Here is a 6,580-nt window from a genome sequence, read left to right on the forward strand (position 1 = left end):
CGCCTTACGGTGGAGCTGTGCGTAGATGTGATCAAGAGACAGGACAGCACGGAGCCCACAGCCATCGCCCCGAAGGTGGCCACCTGATAGAGCCCCATCGCCCGCGCCCGCACCCAGGATGGGGCCGAGAGCTGCGCCGAGGCGCCGAAGGTGCTGGCCGCCGAGATCCAGCAGGCGCCATAGACCAGCATGGCCAGGATGGCCGGCAGCCAGTGGCGCGACAGCCCCAGCACCACCAGCGCTACGCCCATGGCGGCGGTGCCCAGCACCACCAGGGTGGAGAAGCTCATCCGGCTGCGCAGCGCCGGGAGCAGGAAGCCGGCGCAGACCGCCCCGGTGCCCATGGCCGCCAGCATCAGCCCGAAGGCCTCCGGCCCCAGGCCGAGCTGGCGCCGCACCAGCAGCGGCAGCAGCCCCCAGATCGCCGCCCCGGCGAAGAAGGTGACCAGCGAGCGCAGGATGGTGCCGCGCAGCGCCGGGCTCGCCACCACGAAGCGGACGCCGGTCCGCATGGCGGACAGGAAGTGCTCGTTGGGCAGGCGCCCGGCCGGGGCCTGCCGCCGCCACAGGAACAGCGCCACCACCAGCACCAGCACGCAGGCGGCGTTCAGGGCGAAGGTCGCCTGCGGCCCCGCCACGCCCATCAGCAGCCCGCCCAACGCCGGGCCGAGGGCACGGGCGAGGTTGAAGCCGATGCCGTTCAGCACGATGGCCTGGGCGAGATCGGCACGCGGCACCAGTTCCGGCGTCACGGCGGAAAAGGCCGGGAAGTTGATGGCCGAGCCGATGCCCAGGGCGAAGGTCAGCGCCAGCAAACCCCAGGGGCCGATCAGCCCCACAGCCGCCAGAAGGCAGAGCAGCAGGGCGGAAAAGCACATCCAGAGCTGCGCCCCGATCAGGAAGCGCCGCCGGTCGAGGATATCGGCCAGCGCCCCAGCCGGCATGGCCAGCAGGAAGACGGGCAGCAGGCTCGCCGTCTGCACCAGGGCGACCATGCCGGGGCGCCCGTCCAGGATGGTCATCAGCCAGCCGGCGCCCGTGTTCTGCACCCACAGGCCCATGTTGCTGAACAGCGTCGCCGTCCATAGCAGCCGGAAGTTCGGATGACGCAGGGGCTGGAAGGCGGCTGGCAGCGGCATGGGACTCGGGGACCGGCTTCTGGCTTGGACGGAAGACCGGCTTAACCCGTCGGGCGGGGTGGCGCGACCCGCGCCGTGGGCGGGAAAGGTCCGGGGAGGAAAGGGCAGGGGCGGGGCGAGCCATGACAGAGGCGGTGGGGCTGCCATGCCAGCCCTTGCGTCGGGGGCAGGGAGCGTACCATATTTTGATACACGCCACGCATCCCCCAGTATCGGCGTGCGTTCATTGCGTACATCATTCGTCCACTTTGATGGATCACAGTCACGGGCAAGAAAAGCAACCGCAGCGTGTTCCGCGACCGTCCTTGACGACACGGCAATGCAGGGAGAGTGCCAGAACCATGTTCTATGACGCCTATCAGGCGCAGCAGGATATCCTTGCGCCGTTCCAGGGCTTCGCACGCGGAAGCAGCCGGCTTCTCCGCCAGTTCGACGAGGCCATGCCGGGCGTCTTCCCCCTGCGCCACTGGGCGGCGATGTTCGACATCCTGGGCGCGGCCCGGACGACGCATGAGCGCCCGCCCTTCGGCTTCACCTCGGTCCAGGTCGATGGCGAAACCGTTGCCGTGACCGAGGAAGCGGTGCATGCCATGCCCTTCGGCACCCTGCTGCGCTTCCGCAAGGACACGAAGCGGAAGCAGACGCCGGTCCTGCTGGTGGCGCCCATGTCCGGCCACTTCGCCACCCTGTTGCGTGGCACGGTGGCGACGATGCTGCCGGACTACGACGTGCATATCACCGACTGGCACAATGCCCGCGAGGTCCCCGTCAGCGCGGGCTCCTTCGGCTTCGACGGCTTCGTGGCGCATATCGCCGGCTTCCTGCGGGCGATGGGACCGGGTGCGCATGTGGTGGCGGTCTGCCAGCCGGCCGTGCCGGTGCTGGCCACGGCCGCGCTGATGGCGGAGGAACGCGACCCCGCCCGGCCGCGCAGCCTGACGCTGATGGCCGGGCCGATCGACACGCGCGTCAACCCGACCTCCGTGAACGAGCTCGCGACCTCCCGCCCCATCTCCTGGTTCGAGCAGCACCTGATCTCCACCGTCCCCTGGCGCTTCGCCGGGGCGGGGCGCCGCGTCTATCCCGGCGTGCTGCAGCTCACCGCCTTCCTGAACATGAACATGGACCGGCATGTGAAGGCCTATGCCGACCAGTTCCGCCATCTCGTCTCGGGCGAGGAGGAGGCGGCTGCGGCGCACCGCAAGTTCTACGACGAGTATCTCGCGGTGATGGACCTGCCGGCGGAGTTCTACCTGGAGACGGTGAAGATCGTGTTCCAGGACCACGCCCTGCCGCTCGGCAAGCTCACCGTCGGCGGCCGCCTGGTCCGGCCGGACCTCATCCAGGACATGTCGGTGCTGACGATCGAGGCGGAGCGCGACGACATCTGTTCCGTGGGACAGACGGCGGCGGCGCTCGACCTGTGCTCCGGCCTGCCGGCGGAGCGGAAGCGCAACCATGTGCAGAAGGGCGTCGGCCATTACGGCGTCTTCAACGGGCGCCGCTGGAACACCGAAATCTACCCGATGGTGCGCGAGACCATCGAATCCGCGAACCACGCGGCGGAAGCCACCGCCGCCTGACCCGGCCTCCATCGGCGGGGCGGCCGGCGGTGGCGCGATGCCACCCGCTGGCCGCCCCGTCCGCGTTTCAGCCCGCGCCCATCCCGAACTTCACCGCGGATAGCAGGGCGATCAGCCAGACCGCGCCCGACACCTGCCCGGCCTTGCCGGCCAGCACCTTGGTGACGGCATAGGTGATGAAGCCGATGCCGATGCCGGAGGCGATGGAGAAGGTGAGTGGCATGGACAGCGCGGTGATGATGGCCGGCGCGTAGTCGGTGAGGTCCTCCCAGTCCAGGTCGCGCAGCGACTTCGCCATCAGGCAGGCGACGAAGACCAGCGCTGGCGCGGTGGCATAGCCGGGGATGGAGGTGGCGAGCGGCGCCAGGAACAGCGTCAGCAGGAACAGCACCGCCACGGTCAGGGCGGTGAGGCCGGTGCGGCCCCCGGCCTGGATGCCCGCCGCGCTCTCGATGTAGCTGGTGGTGGTGGAGGTGCCGAGCACGGAGCCGATGATGGCGCCGCCACTGTCGGCCAGCAGCGCGCGGCCGAGGCGCGGCACGGAGCCGTCCGGCCGCATCAGCCCGGCGCGGTGCGTGGTTCCGATCAGCGTGCCCGCGTTGTCCAGCAGGTCCACGATGAAGAAGGTGAAGACGATCCCCGCCACGCCAAGGCCGATGGCGCCGGGGATGTCGAGCTGCAGGAAGGTCGGCGCCAGCGAGGGAGGCAGCGACACGACGCCGTGGAAGGTGGTCAGCCCGAAGGGGATGCCGAGCAGCGCGGTGACGAGGATGCCGATGATGATGCCGCCCGGCACGTTGCGGGCCACCAGGCCGGCGATCAGCAGGAAGCCGAGGCAGGAGAGCAGCACCTTCGGTTCCGCCACATGGCCCAGCCCGACCATGGTGGCCGGGTTCGCCACCACGAGCCCCATGCCCTGCAGCCCGATGATGCCGAGGAAGAAGCCGATCCCGGCGGCGATGCCGAGCTTCAGCGAGAGCGGGATGGTGTTGATCAGCCATTCGCGGATCCGCAGCACAGAGACTGCGAGGAAGATGAGGCCCGACAGGAAGACGGCGCCCAGCGCCACCTGCCAGGGGATGTGCATGCCGCCCACCACGGCGAAGGCGAAATAGGCGTTCAGCCCCATGCCCGGCGCCAGGGCGATGGGATAGTTGGCCAGCAGTCCCATCAATGCGGAGCCGATGGCGGCGGCAAGGCAGGTGGCCACGAAGGAGGCCCCCTGGTCGATGCCGGCGGCGGCCATGATGTTGGGATTGACCACGACGATGTAGACCATCGTCAGGAAGGTGGCGAAGCCCGCCATGATCTCCGTGCGCGGTGTGGTGCTGTGCTCGCGCAGGCGGAAAAACGATTCCACAGTCCCGATTCCCCCTCGGTGTGATCCGCCATGTTTCCACGGCGGCGAAGACGGGGGGAAGCAAGCGCGATGCCGACGGGCCGCGCCACCCGTCCTGGCGGCTCAGCCCCCGGCTCTAGCCCATTGGCTCGCCAGCCGGTGGGCGGTCGCGCAGCAGGGCGACGATGCAGAGATGGATGTCGTCGGTGCCATAGGGCTTGCCCAGCACCGTGGTGCCCCGGAACCGCTCGGGCACGATGGTGGCGGCGTCGAAGCCGGTGGTGAACAGGAAGGGAATCCCCCGCTCCGCCAGGACATCGGCCACGGGGAAGACGCTTTCCCCATCGAGGTCCACATCCAGCAGCGCGGCATCGATCCGTGCCGAAACGGCGAGGCGGATCGCCTGGGCCAGCGCGGCGGCGGGGCCGACAACCACGGCACCCCCATCCTCCAGCGCGCGGCTCACCTGCATGGCCACCAGCGCGGCATCCTCCACCACCAGGATGCGGCGCCCGGCGATGGTGCCCGGGGCCGGTTCGGGCCGGCGCGGCGCGGCGGTGGGCGAGGCGGGCGCGCTTTCCACCAGTTGCTTCAGCGGGATGGTCACCGCGCAGCGCAGCCCGGCCGGGTCGAAGTTGAGCTTCGCCTGGCCGCCGAGCTCATAGGAAAGGCCGCGTTCCACCACGGTCGAGCCGAAGCCGCGGCGGCGCGGCGGCTGCACCGGCGGGCCGCCGCTTTCCACCCAGTGCAGGATGATGCGCTCGCCATCCATGCTCCAGGTGACGGCGACCTGTCCCTCCGGCACCGACAGCCCGCCGTATTTCGCGGCATTCGTCGCCAGCTCGTGCAAGGCGAGGCTCAGCGCCAGCGCCGCCTTCGGCTTCAGCCGGACCTCCGGCCCCGCGACGATGACGCGCTGCTCGCTGGCGTTGCGATAGGGACGAAGCTCCTCCTCCGCCAGGGCCCGCAGGTCCGCCCCCTCCCAGCGCGTGCTGGTCAGCAGGCTGTGCGCCACCGCCATGGCGCGGATGCGCCGGTCGAAGTCGTGGACGAAGCCTTCCAGGTTGCCGGCGCCGCTCTTGGTGTGGCGCACCAGGGCCTGGATATTGGCCAGGGTGTTCTTCACCCGGTGGTCCAGCTCCGCCATCAGCAGGTCCTGCTGCGCCCGGGCGCGCCCGCGCTCCTCGGAGGCATCCTCGATCCGGCGCAGCACCACTTCCAGCAGGCTGAGCTGCAGCGCCTGCGCCGCCTCGATCTCCACCGCCCGCCAGGGCCGGGCGCGGCCATGCACCGTCTCGGTCCAGGTGGCGAAGGAGGCGCGGGGCGAAAGCTGCCCGGGCCCGGCGCCCGGTTCCACCGGCTTGTCCGGGTTGCCCGCCCAGTGGAGCGTCCGCACCATCTCCGGCCGGAACCAGAGGATATAGTCCTGGGGCGCGCGGCTCACCGAGAGCGCGAGGACGCCGCTGGCGACATCGGCGAATTCCCGGGACGGGGGATAGAGCTCCGGCAGGCGGTCCAGCGCCACGATCCGCTCCTCGACGGTGCCGCGCAGCCATTCCACCAGGCCGTTGACCTGTTCCCGCGTCGGGGTCTGGCCGGCCGTGGCGTATCGCCCCGAGGCCATCACCGCCACGCCGCCCGCCTCCAGGTAGTCGAGCAGGTTCGGCCGCTGCCGGATCAGCCCCTCGCCGAGTTCCTCCTCCTGCGCCATGACCTGCTCCAGATGCTCGTGCACCCGGCGCATGCGCAGCGCGTCCTCATGGTCCTCCCGCTGCTCCAGCGTTTCGAGCTGCAGCGAGAACATCTGGGCGAAGATCTCGCAGGCCGCGCGCAGGGCGACGGGCAGGTGCCAGGCGGTCCGGTGGTGGCAGGCGATGAGCCCCCAGAGGCGCCCGCCCTGCTGGATGGACAGGGACATGGAGGCCTGTACGCCCATGTTCCGCAGATACTGCAGATGGATCGGGGAGACCGCGCGCAGCGAGCAGTCGGACATGTCCAGCGCCTCGCCCGTCCGCGGGCTGAGCGTCGGCATGAGCGGTTCCGGGATATAGTGCGCGTCCGGGATCAGCCGCATCCAGTTGCGCAGGTAGAGGGCGCGGGCCTGCTTCGGGATATCCGAGGCGGGGAAGTGCAGGCCGAGATAGGAGCCGGTCCCCTCCGCCCTGGCTTCCGCCACGACGCAGCCCGTGTCGTCGGGCTCGAAGCGGTACACCATCACGCGGTCGAAGCCGGTCATGTCGCGGATCGTCGCGGCCGCCGCCTCGCAGTACGGCCGGGCGGTCGCGGCACCCTGGAGGCTGGCGATCATGCCCTGGACCAGGACCAGAGTGTCGTCCTGGCGCACCGGGCCCGGCACGCCCCGGGGCTCGATCTCCACGATGATCCCGGCGGGGCTGTCGCGGCCCTGAAGGTCGAAGAAGCGGCCCGGGCGCAGTTCCACCCCGCTCAGCAGCCGGGCCCCCGTGGGAAGGCGAGGCGGGCCGGGCTCCTGCGGGGCGGGAGCGGGGGTGCAGAGCGCC

General features: G+C 70.5%; 4 protein-coding genes. 1 reads left to right on the plus strand and 3 read right to left on the minus strand.

What is annotated here, in order from left to right:
* Nucleotides 1–1,139: MFS transporter (locus ROTAS13_RS16920; protein ID WP_075822914.1), on the minus strand; the 1,139-nt coding region annotated here is incomplete at its 3' end.
* A gap of 341 nt (nt 1,140–1,480) precedes the next feature.
* On the opposite strand from ROTAS13_RS16920, the gene ROTAS13_RS16925 reads away from it, so the two are divergent.
* Entirely contained in the window at nt 1,481–2,722 is a 1,242-nt protein-coding gene (locus ROTAS13_RS16925) for a polyhydroxyalkanoate depolymerase (RefSeq protein WP_075822915.1), read from the plus strand.
* Between the two features lie 67 nt (nt 2,723–2,789).
* On the opposite strand, the gene ROTAS13_RS16930 is transcribed toward ROTAS13_RS16925, so the two are convergent.
* Together ROTAS13_RS16930 and ROTAS13_RS16935 are read right to left on the minus strand one after the other, a co-directional pair.
* Entirely contained in the window at nt 2,790–4,082 is a 1,293-nt protein-coding gene (locus ROTAS13_RS16930) for an NCS2 family permease (protein ID WP_171979129.1), read from the minus strand.
* Nucleotides 4,083–4,197: 115 nt separating this feature from the next.
* On the minus strand, nt 4,198–6,580 hold a 2,383-nt coding region (locus ROTAS13_RS16935; protein ID WP_216348672.1), incomplete at its 5' end, for an HWE histidine kinase domain-containing protein.

The sequence above is a fragment of the Roseomonas sp. TAS13 genome, from assembly GCF_001950415.1.
GTDB classification, from domain to species: domain Bacteria; phylum Pseudomonadota; class Alphaproteobacteria; order Acetobacterales; family Acetobacteraceae; genus Roseomonas; species Roseomonas mucosa.

What these genes read in the sequence shown, in the direction of transcription:
- ROTAS13_RS16925 (WP_075822915.1), top strand. Translation starts at nt 1,481, where the DNA reads ATGTTCTATGACGCCTATCAGGCGCAGCAGGATATCCTTGCGCCGTTC.